At 68.6% G+C, this 24,934-nt stretch carries 26 protein-coding genes; 10 read left to right on the top strand and 16 right to left on the bottom strand.

Features of this window, described 5'->3' with window-relative positions; all coding sequences use genetic code 11:
• Nucleotides 1-60: 60 nt before the first annotated feature.
• From PED38_RS06675 to PED38_RS06645, 7 genes are all read right to left on the bottom strand, one after another.
• Nucleotides 61-636, bottom strand: a complete 576-nt coding sequence (locus PED38_RS06675; RefSeq protein WP_270980439.1) for an SUKH-4 family immunity protein — start codon at nucleotides 634-636, stop codon at nucleotides 61-63.
• Nucleotides 637-885: 249 nt separating this feature from the next.
• On the bottom strand, nucleotides 886-1,512 hold the full coding sequence (locus PED38_RS06670; RefSeq protein WP_270980437.1) for a hypothetical protein: 627 nt from the start codon (nucleotides 1,510-1,512) through the stop codon (nucleotides 886-888).
• 107 nt (nucleotides 1,513-1,619) lie between these two features.
• Complete coding sequence (locus PED38_RS06665) at nucleotides 1,620-2,168, bottom strand: hypothetical protein (protein WP_270980435.1); 549 nt, start codon at nucleotides 2,166-2,168, stop codon at nucleotides 1,620-1,622.
• Between the two features lie 89 nt (nucleotides 2,169-2,257).
• The gene (locus tag PED38_RS06660) at nucleotides 2,258-2,800 is read right to left on the bottom strand and encodes a hypothetical protein (protein WP_270980433.1); all 543 of its coding nucleotides are present in this window, start codon (nucleotides 2,798-2,800) and stop codon (nucleotides 2,258-2,260) included.
• 181 nt (nucleotides 2,801-2,981) lie between these two features.
• Nucleotides 2,982-3,341 (bottom strand): DUF7716 domain-containing protein, encoded by a 360-nt coding sequence (locus PED38_RS06655; RefSeq protein WP_270980431.1) that lies wholly within the window; start codon nucleotides 3,339-3,341, stop codon nucleotides 2,982-2,984.
• 174 nt (nucleotides 3,342-3,515) lie between these two features.
• Nucleotides 3,516-4,016 carry a hypothetical protein gene (locus tag PED38_RS06650; RefSeq protein ID WP_270980430.1) on the bottom strand — a complete coding sequence of 167 codons (501 nt, stop codon included), beginning with the start codon at nucleotides 4,014-4,016 and terminating at the stop codon, nucleotides 3,516-3,518.
• Between the two features lie 112 nt (nucleotides 4,017-4,128).
• Nucleotides 4,129-4,524 (bottom strand): hypothetical protein, encoded by a 396-nt coding sequence (locus PED38_RS06645; RefSeq protein ID WP_270980427.1) that lies wholly within the window; start codon nucleotides 4,522-4,524, stop codon nucleotides 4,129-4,131.
• A 441-nt stretch (nucleotides 4,525-4,965) separates the two neighbouring features.
• On the opposite strand from PED38_RS06645, the gene PED38_RS06640 reads away from it, so the two are divergent.
• Complete coding sequence (locus PED38_RS06640) at nucleotides 4,966-6,342, top strand: hypothetical protein (RefSeq protein ID WP_270980426.1); 1,377 nt, start codon at nucleotides 4,966-4,968, stop codon at nucleotides 6,340-6,342.
• A gap of 287 nt (nucleotides 6,343-6,629) precedes the next feature.
• Nucleotides 6,630-7,478 (top strand): hypothetical protein, encoded by an 849-nt coding sequence (locus tag PED38_RS06635; protein ID WP_270980424.1) that lies wholly within the window; start codon nucleotides 6,630-6,632, stop codon nucleotides 7,476-7,478.
• 104 nt (nucleotides 7,479-7,582) lie between these two features.
• Here the strand turns inward: PED38_RS06635 and PED38_RS06630 are convergent, their stop codons facing one another.
• Nucleotides 7,583-8,200, bottom strand: a complete 618-nt coding sequence (locus PED38_RS06630) for a pentapeptide repeat-containing protein (protein ID WP_270980422.1) — start codon at nucleotides 8,198-8,200, stop codon at nucleotides 7,583-7,585.
• Nucleotides 8,201-8,708: 508 nt separating this feature from the next.
• Between PED38_RS06630 and PED38_RS06625 the strand changes: the two genes are divergently transcribed.
• Together PED38_RS06625 and PED38_RS06620 are read left to right on the top strand one after the other, a co-directional pair.
• Nucleotides 8,709-9,470, top strand: coding sequence for a DUF1266 domain-containing protein (locus PED38_RS06625; protein WP_270980421.1), 762 nt, complete (start codon nucleotides 8,709-8,711; stop codon nucleotides 9,468-9,470).
• Nucleotides 9,471-9,684: 214 nt separating this feature from the next.
• A complete protein-coding gene (locus tag PED38_RS06620) occupies nucleotides 9,685-10,272 on the top strand; it encodes a hypothetical protein (RefSeq protein ID WP_270980420.1) in 588 nt (195 codons plus the stop codon).
• A 93-nt stretch (nucleotides 10,273-10,365) separates the two neighbouring features.
• Here the strand turns inward: PED38_RS06620 and PED38_RS06615 are convergent, their stop codons facing one another.
• Nucleotides 10,366-11,397 carry a PhzF family phenazine biosynthesis protein gene (locus PED38_RS06615; RefSeq protein ID WP_270980418.1) on the bottom strand — a complete coding sequence of 344 codons (1,032 nt, stop codon included), beginning with the start codon at nucleotides 11,395-11,397 and terminating at the stop codon, nucleotides 10,366-10,368.
• 598 nt (nucleotides 11,398-11,995) lie between these two features.
• Here PED38_RS06615 and PED38_RS06610 point away from each other — a divergent pair.
• From PED38_RS06610 to PED38_RS06600, 3 genes are all read left to right on the top strand, one after another.
• Nucleotides 11,996-12,349, top strand: coding sequence for a hypothetical protein (locus PED38_RS06610; RefSeq protein WP_270980416.1), 354 nt, complete (start codon nucleotides 11,996-11,998; stop codon nucleotides 12,347-12,349).
• 73 nt (nucleotides 12,350-12,422) lie between these two features.
• On the top strand, nucleotides 12,423-12,860 hold the full coding sequence (locus PED38_RS06605) for a hypothetical protein (protein WP_270980414.1): 438 nt from the start codon (nucleotides 12,423-12,425) through the stop codon (nucleotides 12,858-12,860).
• The gene (locus tag PED38_RS06600) at nucleotides 12,857-13,690 is read left to right on the top strand and encodes a hypothetical protein (RefSeq protein ID WP_270980413.1); all 834 of its coding nucleotides are present in this window, start codon (nucleotides 12,857-12,859) and stop codon (nucleotides 13,688-13,690) included. Before PED38_RS06605 ends, PED38_RS06600 begins: the two co-directional genes overlap by 4 nt.
• Nucleotides 13,691-13,933: 243 nt before the next feature.
• Here the strand turns inward: PED38_RS06600 and PED38_RS06595 are convergent, their stop codons facing one another.
• A complete protein-coding gene (locus tag PED38_RS06595) occupies nucleotides 13,934-14,434 on the bottom strand; it encodes an SMI1/KNR4 family protein (protein ID WP_270980412.1) in 501 nt (166 codons plus the stop codon).
• A gap of 413 nt (nucleotides 14,435-14,847) precedes the next feature.
• Here PED38_RS06595 and PED38_RS06590 point away from each other — a divergent pair, with 413 nt between their 5' ends.
• Nucleotides 14,848-15,129 (top strand): hypothetical protein, encoded by a 282-nt coding sequence (locus PED38_RS06590; protein ID WP_270980411.1) that lies wholly within the window; start codon nucleotides 14,848-14,850, stop codon nucleotides 15,127-15,129.
• A 215-nt stretch (nucleotides 15,130-15,344) separates the two neighbouring features.
• Here the strand turns inward: PED38_RS06590 and PED38_RS06585 are convergent, their stop codons facing one another.
• A complete protein-coding gene (locus PED38_RS06585) occupies nucleotides 15,345-15,734 on the bottom strand; it encodes a hypothetical protein (RefSeq protein ID WP_270980410.1) in 390 nt (129 codons plus the stop codon).
• A 277-nt stretch (nucleotides 15,735-16,011) separates the two neighbouring features.
• On the opposite strand from PED38_RS06585, the gene PED38_RS06580 reads away from it, so the two are divergent.
• Nucleotides 16,012-16,482 carry an SUKH-4 family immunity protein gene (locus tag PED38_RS06580; RefSeq protein WP_270980409.1) on the top strand — a complete coding sequence of 157 codons (471 nt, stop codon included), beginning with the start codon at nucleotides 16,012-16,014 and terminating at the stop codon, nucleotides 16,480-16,482.
• A gap of 156 nt (nucleotides 16,483-16,638) precedes the next feature.
• Here the strand turns inward: PED38_RS06580 and PED38_RS06575 are convergent, their stop codons facing one another.
• The 5 genes from PED38_RS06575 to PED38_RS06555 form a co-directional block, all read right to left on the bottom strand.
• Nucleotides 16,639-17,211, bottom strand: a complete 573-nt coding sequence (locus PED38_RS06575; RefSeq protein WP_270980408.1) for a hypothetical protein — start codon at nucleotides 17,209-17,211, stop codon at nucleotides 16,639-16,641.
• The gene (locus tag PED38_RS06570; protein ID WP_270980406.1) at nucleotides 17,208-17,963 is read right to left on the bottom strand and encodes a hypothetical protein; all 756 of its coding nucleotides are present in this window, start codon (nucleotides 17,961-17,963) and stop codon (nucleotides 17,208-17,210) included. Before PED38_RS06570 ends, PED38_RS06575 begins: the two co-directional genes overlap by 4 nt.
• A 19-nt stretch (nucleotides 17,964-17,982) precedes the next feature.
• Nucleotides 17,983-18,894, bottom strand: a complete 912-nt coding sequence (locus PED38_RS06565; RefSeq protein WP_270980405.1) for a hypothetical protein — start codon at nucleotides 18,892-18,894, stop codon at nucleotides 17,983-17,985.
• 361 nt (nucleotides 18,895-19,255) lie between these two features.
• Nucleotides 19,256-19,636 carry an immunity 22 family protein gene (locus tag PED38_RS06560; protein WP_270980401.1) on the bottom strand — a complete coding sequence of 127 codons (381 nt, stop codon included), beginning with the start codon at nucleotides 19,634-19,636 and terminating at the stop codon, nucleotides 19,256-19,258.
• Nucleotides 19,637-19,867: 231 nt separating this feature from the next.
• Nucleotides 19,868-20,986, bottom strand: a complete 1,119-nt coding sequence (locus tag PED38_RS06555) for a GNAT family N-acetyltransferase (protein WP_270980398.1) — start codon at nucleotides 20,984-20,986, stop codon at nucleotides 19,868-19,870.
• 172 nt (nucleotides 20,987-21,158) lie between these two features.
• Between PED38_RS06555 and PED38_RS06550 the strand changes: the two genes are divergently transcribed.
• Nucleotides 21,159-24,929: an AAA family ATPase gene (locus tag PED38_RS06550; protein ID WP_270980397.1), complete on the top strand. Its 3,771-nt coding sequence runs from the start codon at nucleotides 21,159-21,161 to the stop codon at nucleotides 24,927-24,929.
• The last annotated feature ends 5 nt before the right edge of the window (nucleotides 24,930-24,934 follow it).

Below are 24,934 nucleotides of genomic sequence, written 5' to 3'. Positions count from 1 at the left end.
AATCCTGTAGTGGATGCTGTCGCCGCGCATGCGACGGGGTGGGCGCGCGAGCCGCTGATCTCAGACGAGGACGTCGGAGAACTCGTCGATAACCCGACCCCACCACGCACTTCCTCGAAGGGCCTTGGCGTCCCGTTCACGAAGCAATGCCCGTAGCGCGCGCAACTCGCGCTTGAGGATGGCCTGGTTCTCCTTCGTCTTGGAACGGTCGACCCTGGGTCGCAGCTCACCGCGCTCGAATCTCTCCACGAGCCTCTGCGACTCCTCGACCGTGAGGGTCATCGGCGGAGGATCGGGATCGAGCTCATCCACGATGATCGCGAACGCGATCATGTGATCCAGGAAAAAGAGGAGGCTCGAGACCGAGTCGTTCACATACGCGGTCCTGCCCGAATCGAGGGAGAACGCGCGGACCTCGCCGGTCGACACGTCGAGCCCGATCCGGTCGGCGCCTTCGTCCACGACCTCCGCGAAGGCGAGGAAGTCCCTCCTCCCCGCGGTGCTCCTCTCCGGCCCCATGAACACAAAACCGAAACGAGGGTCGGCGCGATCGAATTCAGGAAGCTCCTTCCCCAAGAGATCCTCGACCCCCGGCGAACGGCCGTGCTGGGCCAGTAGCGCGTCATCCAGCTTCACTGATCGATCCTCGTGGTCGTGGAGCCGCTCAGCCGTCGCGGCCCTCATCTGCCTCGCTCCGGGTGGCCGAGGCGCACCGGTCGAGCGATGTCACATGATACGAGTCGCCGCTCCTGCTGTCCATCGTCGGAGAAGCGCGTGGTGACGAGAGACGGTGAGGACCGGCAGGGCATCGCCCTGGCGTGGACAGTCGATCGCCACCTCGACCACCCGGTGGCGCAGGTGGTAGCCATGGTCCGGGTCGGACATTCAGATGGAGCCGACCGCCCCCGGGATGAAGGAGAACACCCTCGGGAAGAAGCGCGAGATGCCGTCGGGCAGGAGGAGATCGTAGTTGAACAAGTCATCGTGAGAAGCGAGGCTGACGCGACCTTCGGCGATCACGGCGCTCGTGAGGTCCATCCGCTTCCAGGGGCTCGGGATCACCATGAACGCGACCCCATCCTTCGCCACGACCCTGATCGACTTCCCGACCACCCCATCCCTCGATATGCGCATCAGATTGAGGGAGACGAACTCGCCCTTCTCGAATGAGAACTCGAAGGTATCGCCGACGCCGGTCGTCGCCGTTCCGGGCATGGCCAGGGTCTCCTTGATCATCTCGTAGACGACCCTGTCTATGGGATGCGAGCTCCTGACCTGGAACCTCGCGGCCTCGCCCCCGCAGGAGGAGGTGAAATCCACGCCGCTGAGATCAGGTGCGAACGTCAGATCAGAGACAGGGCGCAGGTCCCGGTCATGGCGCGGATCCTGATCCCATTCGAGCTCGCGACGTTCCAGGTCGACGTAGAGAGAGGGCTCCGCGGAGACCCGCATCTTGGGACTCCTGCAGTCATAGGAGACGACCGACCATCTCGGGTTGCTCACGTTCTGCATCGCATCATCTCCTGATCTTCCGTTGCTCTACCGGCCCTCTGCCTCTCGGCTCCTGGGCCGTCATCCGCACCTCGGTCGGTGCCGCGTGGTCGGGGGGGGGCAGGACATCACGTGGAGCATAGACACTCGACGAAGTGGAGCATCGACTCATGTCGCGTCTCGCTCTGCCCGAAGTAGGCCCATACCTCGGGCTCTTGCTCCTCGCCCCACACCAGATAGGCCAGATCGCCGTCCGCCAAGCTCGCGAACGCGCAGAGGGACAACCTCCCTCTGTCGAACTGCGCGGGCGCAGACCCCTCCCAGTGCCCTTCATGTGCGGCCACGGCCTGCGAGAACGTGCGGCGGGAGATGATGGCACGCGATTCCTTGAGAGACGGGAATGTCCACGTCATATCCCGGATGGACGACGCGAACGAGTAGCGCGCCCTCAGCATCGGGGTGAGCGGCCGCCACGTGCCATCCAATATGGGAAGCTCGTTGAAGATCTCCTTGCTCGGCTGGCCCGTCGTGATCGTGAGCGCTGCATCGATCGACTCTTCCGACATCCCGCTCTGGAGCAGGAGTCTCTTGGTCTCCCTCGCTCGCCGAGGGAAGGTGGCCTTCAGCTCAGCGAGAGCATCCAGCATGCGCGGGTCGAACCCGTCAGCGATCGTCATCGGCATCTCCGCTCGGTGCGATGGCGGACGCTGACCGTGGGAACACCCTATTCAACGCACACTCCAGAGGTTGAAGGGCGCTGGGCCGCTCACGCGCGGCGCTCCAGCGCGTGGCGCTCGGTCGACAGGGCTTCGAACGTCGGCGGCAACGGCTCGTATCCTGGCCCCATGATCTCCTTGATCGACATGGAGGTCATCTTGTCGAGAAGATCGCCGAGATCGTGCGCCGCGTGCGTGATGCCCGCCATCCTCGACGCGATGACGTAGATCTCGTACTCGTCGCCGCAGCCGGCACGCACATCCCATGCGAAGTACTCGCCGTTCTCGCTGCCCGCGAACGGGTACAACCTCGCCGCCAGCGCCTCATCGCCATCAGGATCGAATTCGAGGTAGTCCTCGTGCAGGGCCTGATCGATGAAGCCCTTCACCCTCGCGCCCTGATGGATGACGGAGTCGGGATGAGAAGGCTCGGACGAGTACATGATCAGCAGGCCGCACATGCGTCCATAGCCGAATTGGGCGGCGAAGCGCTTGAACGATCCAGGAAGCCCATGGTCTCCGGGAAGCACGATCGATTCCAAGTCGTCTCGATCGGGCGTGGAAGATGAAGTTCCGAGAACCTCCAGCTCCATGGCTGTGCCTCCTATAGATCCATGAGGACTGTACTGTATCGGAGTCCGCCCTAAGGGGGCGAGGGTCCTCGGTACGATGATGTGAGCGCTGGTGCATGCGGGGCCGCCGGCGTGTGGTTTCCTGGGTTCGGTGCGTCACCGGGCCAACGGGTCGAGGTGCATGCGAGCCGACCCCGATCACTCAGAAGTCCATGAAGTCATCGTTGTCGCGATAGTGATTCAGCGCTTGGATGAAGGGTTCCACGCTCTCGCCATCGAGCTGTGACCGTGCCGCGTCGATGACGTCGATGAATTGTTGACCGTAGTAGATCAGACCGTGACCGCCTTCGACCACGGGCTCCGGGTAGACCTCCCTGTCGTCTACCACCACCGGGTATCGTTCGAGCATGCACTCCAGCGTGCCCTCCAGTGTCTCGGGATCGAGCCTGGAGTAGATGCACGGAAATCCGTCACGCACCTCATCGCTCCCCGTGTCCAAGCCCAACGCGAGCGTGACGATGTCTGCCAGGGTCGTGTTCCCGGCCTGTCCTGTGTTCAGCATGCATTCCTACTGCATCTCCGTCGTCGCTGCCGCATCGGGGGAAGACGTGATCGCCGACGGGTCACCATGTCGGCCATGTGTGCACGGGATGGCGACGCGCCCGTGCTGCATCGGCATGCCGCGACCGCGTGACCGCGTGATCTCGAGGACCGCGGATCGATGCCGCGAACCGGGTCATCTGTCGACGGTCGTCCAATCCCCGACGGCCGCGGCGTACGTCCTGTCCCTCCCTTGAGCGAGCATCTCATTCACGTGATCAGGATGTGCCTGCAGCTCGGCGATCTCGGCTTCGACCGGGACGATTGCCCTCACGTTTGATTCGAGCATGGATTCACCTGCTTGATAGAAGCAGCATTCCTCCACGGATGCGAAGACCTGGGAGAAATCCAGTTCTTCTCTGAGAGAGATGATCACGTCCGATAAGACGTAGAGGAAGAAGTTGTAGCAGATCTGCTGCGTCGAGGCGTCTTGCTCATCGACCACCAGATGCTCGATCTGTTCGTCCACCTCGTCGAGCGTCGTCGTTCGCGTGTCGCGCCTCAGCTCGTCCCACCACGAGTCGAGAGCGCCGGACATGTTCGCATCGACACTGATGCCGTGCGAATGCAGATGGCCCACCATGCGGTCCAGAGCGCGAAGCGCTGCATAGAACTCGATCTTCTGTGCGTCGTCCATCGTCTCCTACATGCCCATCGCTGAGGGCGGGTGCTCGGCCTGGTCGAACATGTGCGCAATCTCGGGGTGCGCGTCGTGGGTCAGCACGCTAGCAGCGCTCCGCCCCCGACGGTCACGATGAGAGCTCGTGAGCGACCGAGATCATCGCCGCTCGAAGCTCGTCACGCGCCCGGGGATCGTCAGGAGCGACTCGAGCGGCGACGCGCTCGGCCAGGACGAGGAGCAGGTGTCCCACGGCGTCAGCGCTCCCGAGCGCCGCGATGTCGGACAGCGGCACGACGAGGTTCGCCATGAAACGCTCCGCCTTCGCGAAGTACCGCGCGCCGTGGATGCCACCGTGGCCCTCGGCTGACTTCAGCGGTCCGCCCACGCGGAGGAACAGGTCGAGCTCCGTCACGCCATCGATGGACACGGGTCCGAGTGCCCGCCGCAACGCCCGCCGGATCGCGACCGGATCCAGGCCATTCGGCGTACCGCCGTGCACCGCCGACCTGATCGTCACGTCCATGATCGGCCCGCCTTCTCGGTCGGCGACATCTTAGGGAAGGGCATCAAGGGCCGTCTCGACGGCGGGGGATCGGCAGAGGGCGGTGATAGGGCCCTCTTCTCGGGTTGAAGTCGTGGCGCGAGGCCTGGCCTGGTCATCCCTCTTCACGCCGTGCTCGCACGGAATGTGCGACCCTCGGCGCACTCTCGAGGTCGGCCCCGCGCTGCCCATCCCGCGTCCCGGCTCCATCGGACGGGTCGGCGGGCGCAGCTTCGAGGATGACGATGCTGCGAAGCTGCGGCTGACGGGCGCCCGTCGGGTCGGCAGGTCCTCGTGCCGGGCTTCGTCCCGATCGTCACGGTCGTGATCGCGGTCGGCAGCGCCGTCATCCACCGCGCCGAGCTCCGCCGACACCGCTGATCCCGCGCGTCGGATCGCCACGGTCGGCTAGCGTCGAGACCCGTGAGAGTCGCCGACCCCTGGTCCATCCCCGCCACGCACGATCCCGTAACGCGCGAGGTCCTCGCTCATTGGAAGGTGCTGCAGAAGGCCGGTCGGTTCGCCTGGGACGCGGATCGCGGCACCTCCTGGTGGCAGCTGCCCGCGTCGCCCGAATACGCGGGCTCTCGAGCTGCCCTCGCCGACGCGGGTCTCGATCCCGACGCCGCCGCCCGCATGGAACACGACACCGCGCTCCGCCTCCTGCGCGAACGGGCCGGCAGCTGGACCAGGAGCGCCGCGGCCGCGGCCTTCGTCGCCGGGCTCGGATCCGCTCCCGCCGCGTGGCGGAGCGCGCTGCCCGGGGCGCTGCTCGCCGAGGTCGTGCCGGAGCATCCGCACACCCCCTGGGGCGACGAGTCCCCGACGCCCTGCGAGGTGTGCGGCTTCCAGGATCAGCCGGTGCAGCTCATCCAGGAGTGGGCGTTCCGGCTGACCGAGGGCACGCCTCTCGACGGCGATCCCGTCGGGTACGCGCTCGTGCTGGAGAGCCTCGGTGACGCGCGACCCGAGCCGACGGAGCACGACCGGTGGGCGCTCGGTGCGATCCTCGCGGTGCTCCGCACGCTCCCCGCGAAGGTGCGCTACGCGGCCGCCGCGAAGGCCGTCTCGTCGGCGCGGATCCTCCGGGGCCCGCGGACTGCGGCCAGCGTCCTCGAGGACCTCGCCCTCGTCGGGGTGCTCGCCCCGCCGGACCGCCCGGGCCTCGCCGAGCGCTTCACGACCTACCGAGAACGCGATCAGCGCCCGACCGTGCGCGTCGAGGTGCAGTCGCCGCTCGCCTGGTGGGACACGGGCGTCGGATCCCACGGCGTGCGCGTCGAGGTCTTCGAGGAGCTGTTCGGCACGCTCGGGATCCCGGTCGTCGACCTCGACGCCCCTCGGCCGTCACCGCGGCCCGCGGCGAAGGACACGATCGACGGCGGTCTCGCGGCGCGGGTGCGGACGCTCGCGCCGACGCAGCGGAAGGTCGCCGCCTCCGTGGGCGAAGGCCCCGCCGCAGCAGGGGACGTGTGGGCGATCCGCCTCGAGCCCTGGCGCTGGGTGGCTGTCTACGTCCACGAGGTCAGCGACGAACGCCAGCGGCCGTACGCGCACGCCGAGTTCCTCGACGGCGTCCATGCCGAGATGCCCGCAGCACGCGACGTCTCTTCGTGGGTTCGACCACGCTCGCGGGGCCGCGCTGCGACCTGGGTGCACTCGCTGGAGAGCACCCCGTGGATCCGCCGCATCGCCCAGGGCGTCGCGGCTCCCCAGGGCGACGGACCCCGGCCGGACGACGGCAGCTGGGGGCCGGCGAAGGAACTGCGCACGTTGAGCGAGTGGCACTTCCGCGACTGAGACGGCCGCCAGCCCCACGATCGTGGACCGGCTTCCCCGACGCGCGACCCCACCGCGCGACCCGCGCTGCGAGGCCCTCGCCGTGCGCGTCGACGTGATGCGAGCCGCGACATCGTGGTGCGCCTCGCGGAGCACCCACCCGTCGAATGTGGAGCCGCCACCTGCGTGGGGCGCTACGCGTTCCAGGATGGCAAGGTGATCGGATTCGAACGAGAAGGGGGCTCTATGGGAGGCGGAGAGTGGTCGCCGGGGACCCGCATCAGGGATCGACGCCCGCGGGGTCGACCATGACGGGTCTCCGGGACGTGGGTGTGCACTTCAGCGAGCTCGGCGGGTTCGCCCTGATGTCGCCGGCGGTGGTGGAGCGTGAGCTCGCCCCCGCCGTGGGCGACGATCTCTGGGGTCGTCTCGCGGCCGACGTCACGGGCGACGACGCGGCCGATCGCGGCGTCATCATCCCCGTGACCGTGGATGAGGCCTGTCATTGCCGGATCAGGTTCCGGTTCGATCCGGGCGCGGACGAGGTCGTCGCTCCTGCGGGGCCGCTGGAGGTCGTGGGGAACCGCGTCGTCATGATGAAGATGGCGTCCCTCCTCGCATGGAACCCCGTGGAGTCCTTGTTCGTGCTCGACGTGCCTGACGGGTGGTACGCGGTCCGCCTCCTGTCCTGCGGCGGAGACGAGGTGGCCGACCTCACCATGACGGTCACCCTCGCTCCGACGGGCGGACCGATTCGACGGACGGCGGACCTCGACCTGCGACTCGCATGGGACGGGACCCGTCGGACCCCGGGCCTGGTGTCGATCTGGACCGGTCGATTCGGCGACGAGAAGCGCTTTCACGATCACGTGTCGCTCGAGCGCCCCCAGCGAGGGCCTGAAGGGAGCGCCTTCATGCAGGCCACGGGACTGACCTGGTACGAGAAGGACCGGTCATCGACGGTCTGGTTGCGACGGACAGACGGCACCACCTCCATGAACCTGCCGGAGGGCGCCTTCGCCGATGCTGTGGCGAACGTCCTCGCTCGACGGCCCGATGACGACGCGGCGGTCCTCCTCTACGACCTCGACGCCCGCGACCTGCCCGAGCCGCCCGGGCTCACGCCCCTGCGGCTGCTCGGCGTGTACCGCTGCTGAGGCCGCGATACCGGGGTGCGTGGCGCCTGCGTGCCTCGCCCGACCGTCCGCGTCTGCCGCGGTCGCCGTCGGCGAATCCCGCGCTCTCCTCGATCGGCGATCGCTCATGCCCTGTGATTTCGCAGATATCCATCGATGTCGAATTCGACGCCCACGACCTCTTCGCCGTTGATCTTCATCTTGTCCACCAGGCAGCCCTCGAACACAGCAGCATCGACCTCTCCGAGGACATCGCTTCCCCCGAAGGAGGCGTAGTCCAGTTTCGCCCCGTCGAACCGGCACTCGTCGAACGTGCAGTGGTAGAAGATCGCACCGGTCATCTTGACCTGAGAGAAGTCGCAACGCACGAACTTCGAGCCCATCGCCACGGCCTTGTCCATCGAAGCGTCCGTGAAGTCGCAGTCGATGTAAACCTCGCCCGGACGGATGCCGTTCAGCTTGGCACCCACGAAGCTGGTCGCCTCGAAGCGCCGCGTCACGATCGTGCCTCGCAGGTCCATCCCGTCGAAGACGCAGCGCGAGAACTCGGACTGGCTCAATGACGCTCCATCCTTGAAGGTGGAATACGACATGTCCGTATCCTCCACCGTCAGGTACCTGATCGATTCGAAGACAGCGAGTCCACGGAAGTCGGCCTTGCCGCTGTCGGTGAAGCCGAAGGGCGACTCGGGCATGGTGGCGAGGGTCCGAGACGCATGGCGAATGGCCTTGTTGACGGCCATCCCGGCCTCGGGCGTCCATCTGGCGCGTAGATCTCGTCGTGTCATCGACGGCGGCCTCTCTTGGTTTCTGGTCGTGGGACCTGCGTGTGCGGTGACCAGATCCCGTGCCAAGGATGCTACGTCGGCACCGGGAGCGCTCGCGATCGCAAGGAAAGTCGTCCTCCCGCGTGTGTCCCATGTCGTTCTGCTGTCCCCGCGCTTGCCCGAGGCATGAGGAAACTCTCTGATCCTGGCGACTCCGAGGCGCGTCATCTCTGACGTCATCAGCAGGCTCGAGGTCCGCGCGGCGTCGACCGGCCGGCGCCTGCGCTCCTCGCCCGAACGTCGGCGTCCAGCCTTCGAGACGGTCATCAGCGGGCTCGAGGTGCGCGTGGGATCCAGGGATCGATGAGCGTCGCGGCTCCGGCTTCACGTTTCGTCATGCGTTGACCCCGCAATTCTGCTTCTGCTAATTTCGCCTCCACGCGGCTACCCGGTCGCGTATCTGTCACGACCGAGAAAGCGCAGAATGGGACTCTTTTCCGCATTCAAGAAATTCCTTGACGGCCCTGGATTCATCACCTCCGACAGCTCTCGTGAGCTGGATGCAGACGAGCGGCGTGCCATCGCCATGGGGCACATCTACGCCAGGGAGGGGGGCCTGCCGATCAACGCCCTCACGATGGAAGCCGACCAGGCCACCACGGCGAAGCTCCTGGCGCGCGCGTGGAACGTGATCGATCACGACTCCTACCTCGACACGATGGGATGGCTGCGCGAGAGCGGGCACCGATCCCTGTACCCGATCGTCACGCCGCTCGTCGACAGGGCGATCGCCGAGCGCGCATGGCCCAAGGCAGCGAATGCCATCCAGGCCGAGGGCGTGGCCGAGGCGGAACGCCAGGGGTTCGACGGAGGACAGGCCGCGCTCTTCTTCCAGGGGTGGCTCCGTTCGACCGTGAGCGGCGGGCGTGCCGAGCTGCCGACTCCGCTGCCTGCGTCGATCGCCGCCTGGGACTGCGCGCGCGCCGTCCAGCTGTCGCGACTCGCCGTCGACGCCGGGTTCACCACGGAAACCGAGGCCTTCGGCCTGTTGACCCACTTCGTCACCATCTCCCGGGAGCACCATCAGTCGTGGCAGGAGTTCGGCGACGCCTTCGTGACGGGGAGGGCGTTCTGGTCAGCGAAGGACGTGAAGAACCCGGTGGACCAGGAGTTGAGCAGGTTCACCCTCGCGCGAGACGACCTGATCACGCGCGAGGACTCACCCTGGCAGACGGCCGCCTGGTAGCGCGGATGCGCCCGCGATCACGGCTCTCACGATCGGCCACGCATCGACCGCTCGTCCTCCGCACGTGGCCGTTGCTCGTGCTGCTCGGAGCCACGATCGCGGGGGTGGTGATCGTCGCGGTCGGTCATGAGGACATCGCCAATGAGATCCAGACATTCCTTCAGGCTCTGCGACGCGTGCTCTGAACCCATATTCGAAACAGGCAGGAAGATCCATGTTCAACCCATTCGGCGCTCGCCGCACGAAAGCTCCCGTCGTGCTCAACGTGCATCTCAACTCGCGGCTGCAGCCCCAGCACCGAGGCGACATCTTCGAGGACCCCCTGGATCACCTCCTCGCGAAGTACGCCCCGGGCAGCGAGGTGATCGGCGGCGGTACCGAATTCGATCCGGAACGAGGACCGCTGTCCTGCGATTCCGAGGTCCGACTCTCCGGCGACCCCGAGGAAACGACACGACGCGTCATCGACATCCTCGAGTTCCTCGGTGCCCCCACGGGATCGTGGGCGCGCCTGGGTGACGGTGAGCCGATCCGCTTCGGCACGTGGCACGGGCTGTCGCTGGCTCTCGACGGCACGACTCTGCCTGACGAGGTCTACGACCAGAACTCGACCCAGGACCTGGTCGACCGGATCGACGCAGCGCTTCCCGAGGACGCCGAAAGGCACTCTTCGTGGGCCGGACCAGCGTGGACGTACCTCTACTACTACGGTCGCGATCTCGAGGCGCTCCGAGCGGCGATCGAGTCGGTCACCAGCGTCCATCCGCTGGCCGCCAACCACGTCATCGAGAAGATCACGTAGGCAGCCAGAGCGGCCTCTCCTCGCCCAGCGCCACGGTGCTCGAGCAGATCCCGCCGCCCCCGATCGCGCCTACATGCTCTCGGTGGACATCAGCTAGAGGATGACGGTGCCCGCGATGAGGACGTCGGCACGGCCTCCGACCCAGAGTCCGTCCTGGTCCTGTTCGATGTGGACGAGGCCGTGCCGACCCATGGCGGTGCCCTGTGCTGCTGTGTACGGCGCTGCAAGGCGACCCGTAGCGATCAGCCACTCGGCGGCCGCGGCGTTGAGGCTGCCCGTGACGGGGTCTTCGCGGAGAGGCTCGCTGCCGTCGGTGAAGAATGCACGTACCTCGAGTGCGGCGCCCTTCGAGGGATCTCGAAGGCCGAGGACCCCGATGTCCCACCTCCCGGGTTCTGCCGCAGCATCGGGGCCGAGAGCGAGCACGGCGTCGGCGTCGGCGAGCAGGACGCCCACCCATCCGGGCCCGTTGTCGAGCCATTCCGCAGCGACGACGTCGCGCGTGCTGATGCCGAGGATCCTGGAGATAGCCGCGAGCAGGGCGGGGTCGACGCATCCGGAGCGCGTGCGCGGGGGAGCGACGAAGGCCAGGGTGTCTTCTTCCATCCGGATGGGAACGAGACCCGCCATGCACTCCTGCGTGACGCGACCCGGGACGCTCGGGGTGTTGCCCCCGTCGAGCCAGGCGCGGACGGTGCCGAGGGTGGGGTGGCCGGCGAAGGGCAGCTCGAGGTCGAGGCTGAAGATCCGGACACGGTAGTCGGCACCCGGGGCCGTGGGCGGGAGGACGAAGGTGCACTCGGAGAGGTTCGTCCAGGCTGAGAAACGGCGCATCGTGGCCTCGTCGAGACCGTCGGCATCGAGGACCACCGCCACCGGATTGCCCGTGCCTGCGGTCGCGCCGAACACGTCCACCTGTCGGAAGTCCCGCTCTCGTGCGATGTCGAGCATGTCTGACAATGAACGTCCCTCGTGGTCTGGTCCTTGGGCGGAGTGCCCGGAGTGCCCGGCGTGCGGGTCTGGCGCTTCGAGAACGTAGGCGGTCGCTCGATTCGCGGCACATGGCTTCGTCGATGCTGCCACCGGGTCGCTGCTCGTGCAACGCAGGTGCTGCTGCGCTGGCACAGCGCCATCATCGTGTCGTCGGATATCCGCGTCACGATGCCGACACCTCACGGTGGCGCCTGCGGTGAGCCGATCAGCCGCGAGATCGCCGTGTCGGTTCGTCCAGCAGCCGTCCACGACGTCGCCCTAGGCGCCGCCGGTCGGGCCGCTGTCGAGTCGGTCACGGACGCGGAGAAGGTCAGGATTCGGCACGGGCGGCAGGCAGAGCGCCCGAGGAACACGCCCATGCCCTCACGGCCGCCAGCGATGGACGGAAAGCCGATCGGGACGCGGCCGACGACGACCGGTGTCGCGAGCCCCCGCCAGGGCCGAGGGCCGTCCCAGCGCGCAGGATCCGCGTCGTCTGTGCCGTGGCGGCATCAGCTCGCATCTCGGTGAGGTCGTCCGCCACGCCGAGGACGGCGACGATGCCGACGAAGGCGGCGATGCCTGTGCGGGCGCTCACCTCGACGGGGAGAGGGCGTCTCGTGGGCAGCCTCTGGTCGCGGGTCTCGGACGTAGGGCTACCCCACCTGAACGCTGTTCACCTAGGATGTGGCTCCATAGGCGATCTGCCTGCTCGGGGTCAGTTGCCGCGCGCGGCGGACCGTTTCGCTGAATGGAGGACATCGTGGACAACGCTCTTTCTTGGGGGATCGAAGACCTAGATGGGCGCGCCTGCACGGAAGTCGGCCACGATGTCGGCCCGTGGCAAGTGCTCATCGGGGGTGGCCCCGACCGCTTCATGGTCACCGCATCGGCCGAGAACGGCCTGCGTATCGCGAACGCCCTGAGTGTCGCCGAGGATGACGATCATGACGAGGACGACACCATCGACCTGACAGTAGGCGGTCAAGATATCGATTGCCCCCGCCGGTACGCGCTGACGCGCGATGAAGCGCTGGCGGCCATGGGCGATCTCCAGAGCGGCCACCTCGACGTCTCCCGTTGGGAACTCTTCGGTGATGCGTGAGTGCGGACGACCTGCCGTGTCGCAAGGGTTCTGACCGCGGTATTCCCAAGGGTGCGCAGGAGGTGAGATCGCGATGAGGCTCGGGAGATCGTCTGATACGAGCGGACGCACGAACGTCTATGAGATCTCGAATGAGATCGAGTCCGTCTTCCCCGCTCTGGAGGAGAAGCACGCGCATGTGGATCTGGACATCTTCGTGGTGTTCCGATGCTTGCCGGGGCCGCACCGGCGGAAGGCGATGCGGAGGTACGTGAAGAGCGAGAGGGTGCTCTACATCGATCTGTACTTCGACGAAGAGGTGTTGCAGCATGCATCTGAGGACGAGCGGAGGGCCGCGATCAGTTGCGGATTCCTCACCTATCTCAGTGAGAGCTTGAGTAGGTACGAGTTCAGCGAGGTGAATGCGGAGCAGTTCATGAGCGATCTTCGCGAGGCATGTGAGGGGATCGGCTGGCGCACGGATTGCACGCCCGAGAGCGCCCGCCCGGACGCACGAGGCCGCGGGCGATGAGCCGAAGAACCGTACTTCTGCACAGTTCGCACCGCGACGCGTTCCTGGGGGATGACGTGGACCTGGTGTTCTACGACCAGCCCTTCGATGTCGACCAGCTGACTCAGGTCCGTGACGCGCATCTGTGGTCGCCGCACGGGGCGCGCATCGATCGTCTGCCGGAGATCGTGGCCGCGATGGCGGGTCTGCGGGAGCTGAGCATCGGGCCGGGTGATGTGTCGTCCGATGTGGTCACCCGGTTGCGGGAGGGCGATCTGCCCGAGGGTCTGCGGGAGCTGTCCATCCTCACGGGGAGGCGGCCTGTGACGTGGCCGGACGTGCGCCTGCCGAATCTGACCGCGTTAATGGCGGAGGGGCCGCTCCGCTTCTCCATCGTCAGCTTCCCGGAGCTGCGGAGCCTCACCATCTACCCGCAGAGGTCGTTCGATGACGTGCGGCGAGCACTCGCGCTACCGCTGGAGGAGTTGAATCTCCTCAACGTGCCCATCGACGAGCGGGTGTTCGCGCTCCTCGAACCGGTGGGTCTTCGGCGACTGGGACTCCACGGTGGGCGCACATTGAAAGGGTTGACGGGCATCGGAGTGCTCGGGCAGCTGGAGTCGTTGCGTCTGAAGAACCTGACCGGTCTCGGTGACGTATCCGAACTGGCGACTCTCCAGCGGCTCGAGAACCTGGACATCCAGTACTGCAAGAACATCACGGGAATCGCGGCCGTCAACGAGCTCGCCGCCCTGAGGCGTCTGATCCTCGTGGGTTGCGGGAAGATCGGTCTCCCGGAGATCGAGGAGAAGGTGTCGACGCTCGACACGGTGATCGGGGCCACCAGCTGAACCGGCGCGGTGCCCTCGCGCACCGCGCCGAGCTCGCGCGGTGAAATCGGCAGGTATGCGAGTAGATGTCTGTGGGTCAACAGGATCCGCGCGGCACTGGACGATGGCGCTGGTCTCTTCTCCCCGAACAGAGATTTCCGTGCACAGCCGAAGATATGCGCATCGAGCAGCGCTCCAGATGGAGATTGTCAATTGAGATGTGCGACTGACGCGGATCGAGCTGCGGTCGGCCGCATGGGATCGTCACTCCGCATATGCGTCCGGGAAGTGCGGCCGTAGGGTGCCGCTCGGGGGAGCCCAGTAGAGGTGGTCGCCTCGTGTCTGCCAGACGCTGCTCAGGAACGCCTCGAAGGACGGTGCGATCACGGGCCAACTGTCGACGACGCCGTGGAGCTCGTAGAAGCTGTCCAGCACACGACCTGCACGGTCGACGGATAGATCCACGGTGATGAACTCCCCGGAGGACGTGCGAGCGACCAGATAGGCGCTCCGGCTCGTCGGATCGTCCCATCCAGGATCGCCGGCGATGACGGGATTCGCCGGCACCACTTGCTCGGGCGGGAGTACCTGCACCTCGCCAGCCTGTCCTGTGAACAGCGTCGCGCCGCCGCACGAGCGGTAGAAGGTCATGAGGTCGGCAGGCAGGGTCTCCATGCGGTCACGCACGTGAGGTAGCGACGTCGGTGGCAGCACGACGCAGGCGCTGTGAAGTCGAGCCTCGGTCATCACGTCGAGAAGTCTCATCGGGAGCACGATAGCGATGGTCGCCCGGAGGCTTCGGTACCGAGCCCCGGCAGCACGCCGCGCCGGAATGGTTCGCGCCGCTTGCGGATGGCGTGCAGCGCGAGGCGCAGCGCTTCCACCTGAGTCCGCTTCGGTGGGGACACGATCGTCACCGGTCACCGGTCACCGGTCAGCGGTCAGCGGTCAGCGGTCAGCGGTCTTCGGTCTTCGGACGCAGACCGGATCGACGCCTGCGGCCGTGCGGGCGAGTCGAGGGGGGGGGCACATCGGCCGCCTGGCCGGCCACCGCACTCGCCGTCGCGTACGCTGGCGCGGACGAGCCGTAGTCGGCGATGATGCACAGCAGGGTTCTGATCGGTCGCTCCGGATGCCGTTCGCGTCCCGTCGCACATCCTTCCCGTACGCTCACCTCCATGAACGGTGAGATGGCGGTGCGGAAGGCTCTGATGCAGGCTGACCGCGGCGATCACGCGGCCGCAGTGGACACCTTGCGTCGGCTGGTCGACGCAGACGACGCTGACTCGGTCGTCCGGTTACGAGCGTTGGTGATCCTCGGCGACATGCTCACCACCCAGGGAGATCGTCCCTCCGCCCGTCCTCTGTTGATCGAAGCAGTCGCCATGGCCGAGCGCTTGGGCGACGTGGATGACCTGCTCGACCACGAACTGATGCGAGCACGCGAAGTTCTCGCCTGAGGGAGGAGATGACGGCGCGTCCGCCACGCGTGCGGAGGGTCGGCTAGCGGTCCCACTCTGCTCGGCTGCTCCATTGGACCCGGGCTAGGTGGGGAGGCGACGGGAGGGGCTCCGCATCCCTCTACGCGGTGCGAGGGCGAACGGCACGCTCGTGCATGTGCCAGGGCATACGAGGCAGCGACTCAGTGGAAGGATCTGCCTCGTAGCGTCCCCGGCTACTTCACGACGACCTCGTACTCGACATCCTCGTCCTCCATCCCGAACAGCTGTTCCTGGAGAACGGCGACCACCTGGGCGAACTCGGTCACATAAGAGGCCGGAAATTCACATGCCTGCCCGCCGACGGTGACGTCGATCGTGTCGTCTTCGTCCGCGGCACCGTTCACGACATTCAGTATTGTCCGCGGTGTCTCCACGTAAGCGATGTAGTCGCCGTCTCCGCCACCGATCACGATCACGATATCGCCAGAATGAAATGACGTCATGGTCCGGTCACGGCCGTTCAGCTTCTCGAGGGCGACGGTGCACTGCTGGACGTCCTCCGCGCGGGACTCGCGCGTCTCGGCCCGAGCGCCGCGACGTACCTCTTCCATCACCTCCATCATCGTGTCCTCCTCTGCGGGTGCTACGTATGCGCCACTCATGGACCGTGCGCGCTCCGCTCGAGCGGAGGACGGGGGATACGCTGTCGGAATTCCCCTCGATCAGGACTCGGCAGCGCTGCGTTCGGGTGCATCCATCGTCATCAGCGTCACGTCACAGCCGTGTCCGTCTACCGAAGCGGGTCGTGCGTGATCCAGCCGCGGGTAGCTCGTCCGTGACGCATGCTCGGTGGTGGAGGGGGATCCGAGGGTGACGGGGTCAGCGACGTATAGTGCGTTCATGACGGACTACCCCCTCGGCTTCGAACTGTTCGCACCCGACGGCGCCGGCCGCGAAGAGCCTCATGGAGACGGCTCGAGGGTGATCGGCCGCATCCACGGCGACGAGTTCTCCGTCATGGAGCGTGCCGACGGACGAGTCGTCGTCGTCGATCGTGCGACGGGGGAGGTCGTCCCCCTGAACCGCGACCGCGAGGCGCTCGAGGAGTTCCTCGAGGCGTTCGACGAGTACGTGCGCGACGGGCCGCCGACGTCTGGTCCCGTCGTGAGGACAGCGGCGCAGATGGCGGAGCGTCTGGCCCTGATGCGCGCCGGCGCGCTGAAGCCCGCGGCTCCGCGAACGCCGGCGGTGTCGCATGAGCGACGCTACGAGCGGCTCCGGAAGCGGTGCGAGGCCGCGGACCGCGATGCTTTGGGCGTCGATGGGTGGTGGACCGGCACGCTGGAGCAGGCGGAGGACGAACAGATCTGAGTCGCGGATGTGGCGGCTTCGAGGCGTCCTCTACCCCAGGCTCACGAGTGCCTCCCGGACCTGATGCCGACGCGCCGCGCACCCGATCCGAGCGCGCACATCGGGGAGTCGCCCCTTCCCTGCTCGCCCGCATGATCGGCTCTCGGTAGCCTCCGCCTAGAACTGGCTGAATCCCGGGACGACCTCGCTGACCTGCCCATGCGCGTCGAAGGTCGCGTAGACATACAATGCGCCGTATCCGAGAGGATAATCGCCCTCCACGAAGCCATCAGGGAATCCGCTCTCATCCACCTGGAACAGGAAAGCGTATCCCGCCTCCTTCACCGGTCGCTCGTACCTGTCATCCACCTGCAACAGCATCGGCTGGCCGCCGAACTTGACGAAGCAGGGTTCGTCGCCTCTCTCGATAAGCGAGAGCGACCCTCGACGGATGTCGCGCATGACCCCGCGCCCGGTCGGATCCGGTCCGCTAGGGAGGTGGCGAGCGCAGTAGACGCGGATCTCGGGATAACCGGTCTCTTCGTCGAAGGGCGCGAACGTCTCATCGAGGAATATCGAGACATCGCGGGAACCGAGCACCGGGAAGTCCGTGCAGGAAAGCGTCATGAAGAAGTATCTGCCATCTGCGAACTCCGCATCCGAGGCGAGGACGGCAGGCATCGCTCCGCCCACGCGCGACTCACCTCGCCCGTTGGGGATGATCTCGAAGAAGCGCTCGGGGATCCTCATGAGGTGGTCGCCTTCGCGATACCGCCGCTGGCGACCGCGTCCCGGGGGACGCACCGGTGAGTGCCGTGCTGGTCGAGCATCTCGTCGTCGGTCGTCTTCGCGTGAAGTGTGCTCATGGGCCCTTTTCTCCGTGATCGATGGGTGCTGTCGGACGTCGTCGTGGCGGAGAGGGCGTCCGATCTCCTCCGCGTGCTCGGTGCGCGACGGTCGCCAGGACGCCGGCCAGCGCTCGCTCCGTCTCCTGCGGGAGCCTCCGGGTCGCGATGCGCGCGCAGGGATGGCGACTGCCGCGCGCAGGATCCCGCACCATGTCCTCGGATCTCCTCCGCCGAGGAGAGGTCGACGAAGCCGACCACCTCATCCGATGTGAAGTCCACCATGACCCCGTAGGGCTCGCATATGTCGAACAGGCCCTCGGAGAAGAGGATCGACCAGTCGGACCCTCCCCAGAACGTGAGCTCCTCACCCCAGACCAGACGCTTGGCCTTCGCCGGTGGGCCGCCGCCGAGTGCGTCCGCCAGGTGCGCGGACGCGAGAAGAGCGAACCGCTCGAGGCCGAGGATCCGGCTCCTGACGAAATCGACGCTCGTCGACAGCGAGCCCTCCTCTGTCAACTTGATGGAGATGAAGGGCGCATCCTCGAAACCGCTGTGCCTGCCCTGGGCGAAGCGCGACCCATCATCGGCTTCGGCGACCTGCAACCGCCCCACGGGCGAGTCCAAGAAATACTTGCCCATCTCCGGGATGCTCACGTGCCCCGGCGCTCGCGCGTCATTCGGGAGTCCATTCACTGAGGGGGTGCGTCTCGCCCAGGTTCGCTTCCACGAGCGTGCGCACCGCTTCGCCTGCTTGCTCTCGTCGCAGGGTGTCGAACAGGTACTCGCGGGACAGCCCGTCGAGGGCACGGATGAGATCTCGGAGAACGGCTTCCTTGACCTGGGGCGACGTCGCGACAGCGAGCCTGGAGCGAGTCCGGTTCCATGATGCGGTTGCCCGGCACCCGAGCTCAGGGTCCTCGTCGCTCCATGTCCGGAACGGATCATCGATGTGTTCGGCGAGCCATCGAGGGGATCGAGCATGACGCACATGGCCGTTCCAGAAGCCCTCGACACGAGACCTGAGGACCCGCGCGTCGGCGGCGCTGACGCCGTCGAAGGACATCCATGTCAGGTTCGGGATTTGATGGTGTGCCGGAAGGGTCGTCGTCTCGATGTCGTAGCAGCACATGAAATTGATTCGCCCGAGCTTCGGTGGCGCCGCCACAGCTGAGCAGCCCGAGATGCGACCGGGCACGTTCCGCACGGTGAGTTCGCGCAGCCTGACCGCCCGGGTCAGAGGCATCAGATCGAGTGATGCCGTATCGCTGATCTCGAGGTGCTCCGCGTCGAGGCACCACTCGGGAAGCCCGGCACTGACGTCGCCCCAGAGCTGGACCAGGTCGACGGACCGCGGTGCACCGTCCACGAGCACCGAACCGAGTTCACCGGCGAGTGAGATCTGCTTCAGGTCCGTCGGCATCCGCAGGGTCAGCGGCGCATGGATGCCGCTGATGGTGAGACGGGCCACCGAGGTACGCGCGATGTCGAGGGTGGTCGACGCGGGGTCGTGCCACACGAGCTCGTCGACATCGACGATCTGCGCGGGGTCGGGCGCCTCGCCGTGATGCTCCGAGGTGGTGTACACGTCACGCAAAGTACCAGGCGGGCGCGGCGGAGCGACTGCTCGCGTCCGCGTCCCGACTCTGAGCCATTTCGACGTCGAGGTCGCTCCGATCGGGACGCAGGAACAGGCGGAGCCCGAGCAGATCCGAGCCGCGGATGAACCGCTTGCGTCGTTCTGACGCGTATCGTCGCGATGCGTCAGGACGGTGGCGCGGTCCGTGCTGCAGCGGGCGGTCGATGCGGACGAACCGCGCATGCACCCCTGGGGAGCGGCCCGCCGTTCGTGCGCCGCGGTCGACCATGCATCCAGGGTGTCGTCCTGGTGTCGAGACGCCAGCGGGGGACGCGGCTCCTCTCGTCGCATGCGGTCTCGGGCTCTCCTCTCACGTCGGAGATGCCGACTTGCTGTACTCGTATGCACCGATGTAAGTCAACGGAGCGTCGGTGGTGCCAGCACCGGGAGAGCCCTCGAGGTCGTACACGACGTACACCGAATTAAATCCGTGCAGATCGATGGCGGGAACCAGAGCATGCCCGAATGACGCCCCCCAGGACAGTCCACCGAGGGCGGACCCGACATCACGGCACCCCTCGAGGTAGATGCCCTCGGCGAAGTCCTCGTCGTACCAGGGCACACCCGATCGGGAGATGAACTCGCTGCTGACCGAATCACCCTCGTACTGCATCTCGACATGGGAGAAGAATTCCTCCTCGCTTCCGAAGTGCCCCGCCCAGACGGACACCAGCTCAGGGTCAGGGCCCACGATCATCTCCTCCCAAGCCGGCCGGGCCTCTCCGTACGAACACATCGACCGGGCTCACGAGGCTATATCTCCGCGACGCGATTCCGTTCTCCACTCGTGGTGACGGCGTGGCACCGACATGGAGACCGCGGTGGCTCGCGTGGCCGGAGCCCATGCCCGACGCCCAGCACGACCTCCGCTCACGACACGAAGCCCCAGCCGAGATCATGTCGAGCCGGGCGCGGTCCACGGTCAGCGCTCCTGCCCGACCTCGCGCAGCCAGCTCCCGCTCGTGCCCACGTGTCGGAAGCCGAGCGCCTCGTTCACCGCGAGCATCGGCCGGTTCTCGTCGGCGTTCCAGGTGACGACGCGGTCCGCCCCGGGCGCTTCGCGCGCGAGGAGCAGCAGGTTCTCGACCTTGAGGAGCATGCCGAGGCGGTGGCCGCGGTGCTCGGCGAGCACGAGCGTGTCCTGCTGGTAGGTGTACTCGTGGCCGTCGGAGCGCCGGCCGCTGGGGGAGACGGCGATCTCCGTAAAGCCCACGAGGCGTCCCGTCGCCACGTGCTCGACCGCCGTGGTGAGGCCCGTGCGGCCGGAGGACGCGCGGCGGGCCTCGGCCTCGCGGAGACGCGCGGCGTCCCACGGGTCCTCGGCCTGCGGGAGGTCGCCCTGCGGGGTGTCGGTTGACATGCGCGTGTGCAGCACGGCGAGGTCGTCGAGGAGGTGCTCGGGGGTCGCGTCGACCCAGGAGACGACCCGGTAGGCGTCGCCCGCGGCGCGACGCGCGTCCGCGAGGTGCACGGCGAGCGTCGGGGCTGCGGCCCGGGTGTCGAGCGAGCTCGTGCGCGCAGTCTGTCCGAGCCGGTACCCGGCAGCCACGACGAAGCGCGCCGCGGGGTCGTCCGCACCGACCGCGCCGATCCCGGTCGGCGACGGGATCGGGGTGCCGACGGGCTCGGCGCGGTGCATCGTGAAGCCGGTGAGGGTGCGGCAGCCGTCGTCGAGCGCGATCCGCTCCACGCGCTCCCGGAGCGCCCGCCCGATCCCGCGCCCCCGGTGCTCGGGGAGCACGGACACGGCGACGTCGGAGGTGGCGGGGTCGTTCAGCCAGGTGCTGAGGAGCCCGCGCCCCACGATGCGGCCGTCGACGCGCGCCGCGAACAGGCGCTTCCCCACGTGCGCGACGTCGGCGTAGTCGGCGATGAGCTCCTGCGGGAGCCAGACGAACACGTCGTGCCCGAGGTCGTGCGACTGCGCCCGGTTCACGACGTCGGTGAGCGCCACGAAGTCGTCCCAGCCGGCGGCGCCGGGGGCCGACGGCGGGCGGACCTCCTCGACGACGGCAGGCCGGGCGGCGGGGTCGTGCGGCATGGTCGGCTCCCTCGTCGGCGTGCGCGGCCGTCGACGGCCCGCGGGCCCCACGCTATCGGCGCGCGTCGCGCGGACCCGCGGCGCCGACCCGTCACGCGCGGCTCCGGCTCCGGGCCCGGGCCCGGGCGTCCGGTACCGTGATCCAGACCATGACGCGAGGAGGGCGACGGGCGTGCACCTGAAGAGCCTGACCCTCAAGGGGTTCAAGTCGTTCGCGCAGCCGACCACGTTCCAGTTCGAGACGGGCGTGACCTGCGTCGTCGGCCCGAACGGATCCGGCAAGTCGAACGTCGTCGACGCCCTCGCCTGGGTGATGGGGGAGCAGGGCGCCAAGACCCTCCGCGGCGGCAAGATGGAGGACGTCATCTTCGCCGGCACGTCCACGCGCGGGCCGCTCGGTCGCGCGGAGGTCACGCTCACGATCGACAACGCCGACGGCGCGCTCCCCATCGACTACACCGAGGTCGCGATCCGCCGCACGCTCTTCCGCAACGGCGGCAGCGAGTACGCGATCAACGGCACGTCCTGCCGCCTGCTCGACGTGCAGGAGCTGCTGAGCGACTCCGGGCTCGGCCGGGAGATGCACGTCATCGTCGGCCAGGGCCGGCTCGACAACGTCCTGCGCGCGACCCCCGAGGAGCGGCGCGGCTTCATCGAGGAGGCCGCGGGGATCCTCAAGCACCGCCGCCGCAAGGAGCGCACCCTCCGCAAGCTCGAGGGCATGCAGGCGAACCTCACGCGGCTGAACGACCTGGCGGGGGAGATCCGCCGCCAGCTGAAGCCCCTCGGGCGGCAGGCGGAGGTCGCACGGCAGGCGCAGACCGTCGCCGCGGTCGTGCGCGACGCGCGCGCCCGGCTCGTGGCCGACGAGGTCGTGGGCCTCCGCCGCGCGCTCGCCGAGCACACCCGCACGGAGGAGGAGCGCACGACCGAGCGCATGGTGCTGCAGGAGAAGCTCGACCGGGCGGTGCTGCGGTCCGAGCGCATCGTCGAGGAGCAGGAGGGCGACGAGGTCGACGGCGCCCGCCGCACGGCCTTCGCGCTGGAGCAGGTGCAGGAGCGCCTGCGGAACCTGCTCTCCCTCGCGCAGCAGCGGCTCGCGCTCCTCGGATCCGCCGACGACGCCCCCGAGGCCGCGACCGGCACCACGCCCGCGCAGGTGCAGGAGTCCCGCGACGAGGCCGAGCGGCTGGTCGCGCTCATCGCCGAGGCGGAGGCGGGCTGGGCGTCCGCGCGCCAGGCGACCGCCGCGTCGCGTCAGGCGCTCGACGCGCTCGACGAGGAGATCCAGGCGCAGAGCGCGCTCGTCTCCCGGCACGACCTCGAGATCGCGGGCCTCACGGGTCGCGCCGAGACCGCGGGCTCCCGGCTCGCGGCCGTGCGCGGCGAGGTGCTCCGGCAGCAGAACGCGCTCGACGCGGCGCGGGCCCGGCTCGCCGCGGCCGAGGCGGAGCGGGAGCGCGGCGAGGCGGAGGGGGAGGCCGACGAGCAGGGCGGATCCGAGCTGACGCGCGCCTACGAGGACGCGCAGGCCGACGTCGCCACCGAGGAGTCGGCCATCGAGGCCGTGCGCGAGGAGCTGCACGCGAGGGAGCGCGAGCGCGACGCCCTGGCCGCCCGCGAGCAGGCCCTCGCCAGCGCGCTCGACCAGCGCGACGGATCCAGCGACCTCGTCGCCGCGGGTCTCTCCGGCATCCGGGGTCTCCTCGCGGAGCACGTGCACGTGCACCCGGGCTTCGAGGCCGCGGTCGCCGCCGCCCTCGGCACGCTCGCCGACGCGGTGCTCGCCGACACGCACGAGGACGCCGTGGCGGCGCTCCGCCGCGCGGTGGACGACGACCTGGGCCGCGTCGAGGTGGTGGTCGCGGGAACCGGCGCGGCGGCGGACGGCCCGCCCGCCGCGTCCGACGGCGCCCCGGTACCCGCATCCTCGGTGGTCGACGCGCCCGACGGCGTCCGTCGGATCCTCGCGGGCGTCGTCATCGTGGAGGACCTCGCGCAGGCGGTCGCCCTCCTCGACGGGCCGGACGCACCCGCCACCGCCATCACCCGCGCGGGCGAGGTGCTCTCCGCGCATGTGCTGCGCGGCGGATCCGGCGCCACGCGCTCCAAGCTCGAGCTCGTCGCCGCGCGGGAGGCCGCCGCGTCGACGCTCACGGGCGTCCGTGCCCGCATCGACGACCTCCAGGTGGACCTCGCGGCCGGCAGGGAGCGCCTCCGCGCCGCCCGGGAGCGCGCGGCCACGGCGCTCGGCGGCCTCCGCGAGGCCGACGCGCGCCTCGCCGCCCACGCCGAGCGCCTCAGCAGGTCGCGCGCCCAGGCCGAGTCCGCCGCGGCCGAGCTCGCGCGCGTGCAGCGCGGCCTCGACCTGGCGAGCGCGTCCGTCGACGAAGCCGTCGCCGCGAACGACGCCGCCCGTCGCGCGCTCGACGAGGCCCGTTCCCGCCCCCGACCCGTGCTCGACGCGAGCGGCCGCGACGCCCTCGTCGCCGAGTGGGAGGCCGCGCGCGAGGCGGAGATCGAGGCGCGCCTCCAGGTCGAGACCGCGCGCGAGCGCGTGCGGGCGGAGCAGGAGCGCACGGTCGCGCTCGAGCGCCGCCTGGCCGCCGAGCGTGCCGCCGCGGAGGAGGCCGCGCGCCGACAGGTGATCCGACGCCGCCAGATCGCCCGTGCCGCGTCGGTCGCCGACGCGCTGCCTGCCGTGGTCCGCGCCGCCGACCGGAGCACGGCCGAGGCGCGGCTGGTGCTCGCCCGCGCGGAGGAGTCCCGCGCCGGCCGCAACGCCGAGCTCGCCGCCCTCCGCCGCGAGGAGGCCGAGCTGCGGGAGCGCCTGCACGGGATCACCGAGGACGTGCACGGCCTCGAGCTGCAGATCTACGAGAAGCGCCTGCAGGTCTCCCAGCTGCTGGAGCGCGCCGCGAGCGAGCTCGGCCTGGGGGAGGAGGTGCTCGTCGCCGAGTACGGGCCGGACGTGCCCGTGCCCGAGGAGGCGCCGCTCCCGCCGCGTCAGCGTCCGCGGTCGGCGGAGGAGCCCGCGGACGACGAGGGTCCCGAGTCCGCCGAGTCCGCCGTGGGCGCCGAGTCCGTCCAGGGCGACGGCGCCCCGGGGGATGCGGCCGACGCGGCCGACGACGCCGCCACGAGCGACGACGACGAGGACGACGCCGCGGATCCCGTCCCCACCCGCCCCTTCGACCGCGAGGAGCAGCGCGCGCGCCTGCAGCAGGCGGAGCGGACGCTCGCCCAGCTCGGCCGCGTCAACCCGCTCGCCCTCGAGGAGTTCGCCGCGCTCGAACAGCGCCACCTCTTCCTCACCGACCAGCTCGCCGACCTCACGGCGACGCGCAAGGACCTGCTCACGATCATCGACGACATCGACCGCACGATGCAGGGCGTGTTCGCCGCCGCCTTCGAGGACACGCGCCAGGCGTTCGACCGCGTCTTCCCGATCCTCTTCCCGGGCGGCACCGGCAGCATCCACCTCACCGACCCGGAGGACCTCCTCACCACCGGCATCGAGGTCAGCGTGCGTCCGGCAGGCAAGCGCATCGAGCGGCTGTCGCTGCTGTCCGGCGGCGAGCGGTCGCTGGCGGCCGTGGCCCTGCTCATCGCGATTTTCACGGCCCGGCCGAGCCCGTTCTACATCATGGACGAGGTGGAGGCGGCGCTCGACGACGCGAACCTCGGCCGCCTGCTCACGATCCTCGAGCAGCTCCGCGACACGTCGCAGCTCATCGTGATCACGCACCAGAAGCGCACCATGGAGATCGCCGACGCGCTCTACGGCGTCTCGATGCGGCAGGACGGCGTCAGCGCGGTCGTCGGCCAGCGCGTGAGCCGCGAGGCGCGTCCGACGACGCCGGCCGCCGCATCCGCAGACGCCGCGGCTGTCGACGCGGACCCCGCCGACGTCGACGCCGCGGAGGCGCCGGCCGCCTCCTGACCCGC

It is taken from the genome of Clavibacter sp. CT19, assembly GCF_027858075.1.
Classification (GTDB): domain Bacteria; phylum Actinomycetota; class Actinomycetes; order Actinomycetales; family Microbacteriaceae; genus Clavibacter; species Clavibacter tessellarius_A.
This window is presented reverse-complemented; position numbering and strand designations above follow the sequence as displayed.

Excerpts from the sequence above, each read along its gene's own strand:
- PED38_RS06595 (WP_270980412.1), bottom strand. The coding sequence starts at position 14,434 with ATGAGACTTCTCGACGTGATGACCGAGGCTCGACTTCACAGCGCCTGC.
- PED38_RS06665 (WP_270980435.1), bottom strand. The coding sequence starts at position 2,168 with ATGACGATCGCTGACGGGTTCGACCCGCGCATGCTGGATGCTCTCGCT.
- PED38_RS06630 (WP_270980422.1), bottom strand. The coding sequence starts at position 8,200 with ATGGCCGTCAACAAGGCCATTCGCCATGCGTCTCGGACCCTCGCCACC.
- PED38_RS06660 (WP_270980433.1), bottom strand. The coding sequence starts at position 2,800 with ATGGAGCTGGAGGTTCTCGGAACTTCATCTTCCACGCCCGATCGAGAC.
- PED38_RS06670 (WP_270980437.1), bottom strand. The coding sequence starts at position 1,512 with ATGCAGAACGTGAGCAACCCGAGATGGTCGGTCGTCTCCTATGACTGC.
- PED38_RS06650 (WP_270980430.1), bottom strand. The coding sequence starts at position 4,016 with ATGGACGACGCACAGAAGATCGAGTTCTATGCAGCGCTTCGCGCTCTG.
- PED38_RS06575 (WP_270980408.1), bottom strand. The coding sequence starts at position 17,211 with ATGAGGATCCCCGAGCGCTTCTTCGAGATCATCCCCAACGGGCGAGGT.
- PED38_RS06620 (WP_270980420.1), top strand. The coding sequence starts at position 9,685 with ATGTTCAACCCATTCGGCGCTCGCCGCACGAAAGCTCCCGTCGTGCTC.
- PED38_RS06625 (WP_270980421.1), top strand. The coding sequence starts at position 8,709 with ATGGGACTCTTTTCCGCATTCAAGAAATTCCTTGACGGCCCTGGATTC.
- PED38_RS06555 (WP_270980398.1), bottom strand. The coding sequence starts at position 20,986 with ATGCCGCACGACCCCGCCGCCCGGCCTGCCGTCGTCGAGGAGGTCCGC.
- PED38_RS06590 (WP_270980411.1), top strand. The coding sequence starts at position 14,848 with ATGAACGGTGAGATGGCGGTGCGGAAGGCTCTGATGCAGGCTGACCGC.
- PED38_RS06585 (WP_270980410.1), bottom strand. The coding sequence starts at position 15,734 with ATGATGGAGGTGATGGAAGAGGTACGTCGCGGCGCTCGGGCCGAGACG.
- PED38_RS06635 (WP_270980424.1), top strand. The coding sequence starts at position 6,630 with ATGACGGGTCTCCGGGACGTGGGTGTGCACTTCAGCGAGCTCGGCGGG.
- PED38_RS06645 (WP_270980427.1), bottom strand. The coding sequence starts at position 4,524 with ATGGACGTGACGATCAGGTCGGCGGTGCACGGCGGTACGCCGAATGGC.
- PED38_RS06600 (WP_270980413.1), top strand. The coding sequence starts at position 12,857 with ATGAGCCGAAGAACCGTACTTCTGCACAGTTCGCACCGCGACGCGTTC.
- PED38_RS06610 (WP_270980416.1), top strand. The coding sequence starts at position 11,996 with ATGGAGGACATCGTGGACAACGCTCTTTCTTGGGGGATCGAAGACCTA.
- PED38_RS06605 (WP_270980414.1), top strand. The coding sequence starts at position 12,423 with ATGAGGCTCGGGAGATCGTCTGATACGAGCGGACGCACGAACGTCTAT.
- PED38_RS06580 (WP_270980409.1), top strand. The coding sequence starts at position 16,012 with ATGACGGACTACCCCCTCGGCTTCGAACTGTTCGCACCCGACGGCGCC.
- PED38_RS06655 (WP_270980431.1), bottom strand. The coding sequence starts at position 3,341 with ATGCTGAACACAGGACAGGCCGGGAACACGACCCTGGCAGACATCGTC.